The organism is Brevundimonas sp. CURTG3B2_SDJG (genome assembly GCF_057364705.1).
Map to the genome: position 1 here is coordinate 1 of NZ_JBNFOJ010000353.1, position 2,673 is coordinate 2,673.

The 2,673-nt window shown below is 72.3% G+C and carries 2 protein-coding genes and 1 pseudogene; all 3 read left to right on the forward strand.

From position 1 onward, the window contains the following. The first annotated feature begins 125 nt into the window (after positions 1–125). Positions 126–955 (forward strand): annotated as a pseudogene (gene trpA / locus AC2W7C_RS16430) (tryptophan synthase subunit alpha). Between the two features lie 9 nt (positions 956–964). Next, positions 965–1,858, forward strand: coding sequence for an acetyl-CoA carboxylase carboxyltransferase subunit beta (locus AC2W7C_RS16435; RefSeq protein ID WP_486002353.1), 894 nt, complete (start codon positions 965–967; stop codon positions 1,856–1,858). An 8-nt stretch (positions 1,859–1,866) separates the two neighbouring features. Next, the coding region (locus tag AC2W7C_RS16440) for a bifunctional folylpolyglutamate synthase/dihydrofolate synthase (protein WP_486002354.1) at positions 1,867–2,673 on the forward strand (807 nt) is incomplete at its 3' end.

Here is a 2,673-nt window from a genome sequence, read left to right on the forward strand (position 1 = left end):
CCCCGCCCGTCCCGGCCCAATGACCCCGGCTGCGTTCCCCGTCGCACGCCTCTCGAACCCGCCCCCGGCGTGACGGCCGATCCCGGCCAGCCCCGCCAGATCCAACCCCCGGCCCCGAACGCCTCATGACCACCGACCGCATCGACGCCCGCTTTTCCGCCCTTGAGGCGGAGGGCCGGGCCGGCTTCGTCGCCTATGTGATGGCCGGCGATCCGTCGCACGACGAGGCGCTGGAATCCTGCGCGGCCTGCCCGCAGCGGGCGCCGACATCATCGAACTGGGCTTCCCCTTCTCGGACCCGATGGCCGAGGGGCCGCCGATCCAGCGCGCCGCCCTGCGCGGGCTGAAGGCCGGCCTGACGCTGAAGGGCACGCTGGGGCTGGCCCGCGCCTTTCGCGACGGCGACGCCGACACCCCGCTGATCCTGATGGGCTACCTGAACCCCATCGAGAGCTACGGCCACGACGCCTTCGCGCGCGACGCGGCGGCGGCGGGGGTGGACGGTGTCATCGTGGTGGACTGCCCGCCCGAGGAGGCCGGACCGCTGACCGACGCCCTGGACGCGCATCAGGTCTCGCTGATCCGGCTGGCGACGCCGACGTCCGACGACGCCCGCCTGAAGGTGATCGCCGAACGCACCTCGGGCTTCGTCTACTATGTGTCGGTCGCCGGGGTGACGGGAGTGAAGGAAGCCCAGGCCGGGTCGGTGGCTCCGGCGGTGCAACGCGTGCGCAGAGCCTCCGGCCTTCCGGTCGCCGTCGGCTTCGGGGTGAAGACCCCCGAACGCGCCGCCGAGATCGCCCGGGTCGCCGACGCCGTCGTCGCCGGCTCGGTCCTGGTGGACGAGGTCGCCGCCGCCCTGGAAGCGAACGAACCCGCCGCCCCGCGCGTTCTGGCCAAGGTGCGCGGCCTGGCCGATGCGGTGAAGGGTGCGCGCGCGACGGAAACCGTCTAAAGCGCCGCCATGGTCGACAAGAACAAACCCCAGCAGGAGAAGCGCGGCGGCTGGCTGTCCCGCTTCGCCCCCGGCGTCCGCAAGATCGTCAGCCGGCGCGACACGCCCGACAATCTCTGGGTCAAGGACCCCGACACGGGCGAGATGCTGTACCGCTCGGACCTGGAGGCCTCGCTGTGGGTGACGCCCTCGGGCCGTCACATGCGCATCGACGCGCCGACCCGGCTGCGCGCCACCTTCGACGACGGGGAGTACGAGACCATCGACACCCCGGAGGTGCCCGAGGATCCGCTGAAATTCTCGGACGGCAAGCCGTACAAGGACCGCCTGAACGCCGCCCGCAAGGCCGCCGGTCGCAAAGACACCATGGCGATCGGCTTCGGCGAGGTCGGCGGCGCCCAGGCCGTGGTCATCGTCCAGGACTTCACCTTCATGGGCGGCTCGCTGGGCATGGCGGCGGGCGAAGCCTTCATCGCCGCCGCCCACGAGGCCATCAACCGGGGCGTCCCTCTGGTCTGCTTCACCGCCGCAGGCGGCGCCCGGATGCAGGAGGGCGCGCTCAGCCTGATGCAGATGGCCCGGACCACCCTGGCGATCCAGGAGCTGAAGGCGGCCCAGCTGCCCTTCGTCGTGGTCCTGACCGATCCCACCACCGGCGGTGTCACCGCCAGCTACGCCATGCTGGGCGACGTCCACCTGGCCGAGCCGGGCGCCCTGATCGGCTTCGCCGGCCCGCGCGTCATCGAGGCGACCATCCGCGAGAAGCTGCCCCCCGGCTTCCAGCGCGCCGAATATCTTCAGGAGAAGGGCATGGTCGACAAGGTCGTGACCCGGGCCGAACTGCCGCAGACCCTGGGCCGCATCCTGTCGATGCTGATGGGCGGGAAGCGCCGGGCCGCGTAGAAGCGGTCATGGACCCGATTTCGGAACGGCTGCGCGCGCGGCATCCGCAGCGCATCGATCTTTCGCTGGACCGCATGCGGGCCCTGTGCGCCGCCCTGGGCGATCCGCAGCACCGCCTGCCGCCCGTGGTCCATGTCGCGGGCACCAACGGCAAGGGGTCGACCGTCGCCTTCATCCGCGCCATCGCCGAGGCGGCGGGACTGAGGGTCCACGTCTACACCTCGCCGCACCTGGTGCGCTTCAACGAGCGGATCCGCCTGGCCGGGGACCTGATCTCCGACGACCGGCTGAACGGGATCCTGGACCGGATCGAGGCCCCGGGGAGCGAGGCCACGGTGTTCGAAAGCACCACCGCGGCCGCCTTCCTGGCCATGAGCGAGACCCCGGCCGACCTGGCGGTGATCGAGGTCGGGCTGGGCGGCGTGCTGGACGCGACCAACGTCATCGAGCGCCCCCTGCTCAGCGTCATCACCCCGGTGGACCTGGACCATGCCGAGTTCCTGGGCACGTCCCTGCGCGGGATCGCGGTCGAGAAGGCGGGGATACTCAAGCCGGGCGCGCGCGGGCTGATCGCCCGCCAGGCCGACGAAGCCATGGCCGCGATCGAGGCGGCGGCGCTCGCCGTGGGCGCGCCCGTGACGGTGATGGGGACGGATTTCGACGCCTGGGCCGAACGCGGCGGCCTGGCCTTCCAGGACCAGGAGCGGTTCCTGGACCTGCCCGCGCCGGCCCTGGCGGGGCCGCACCAGATCGCCAACGCCGGCCTGGCCGTCGCCGTCGCCCTGGAGCTTGACCTGCCGGAGGCGGCCATCGCC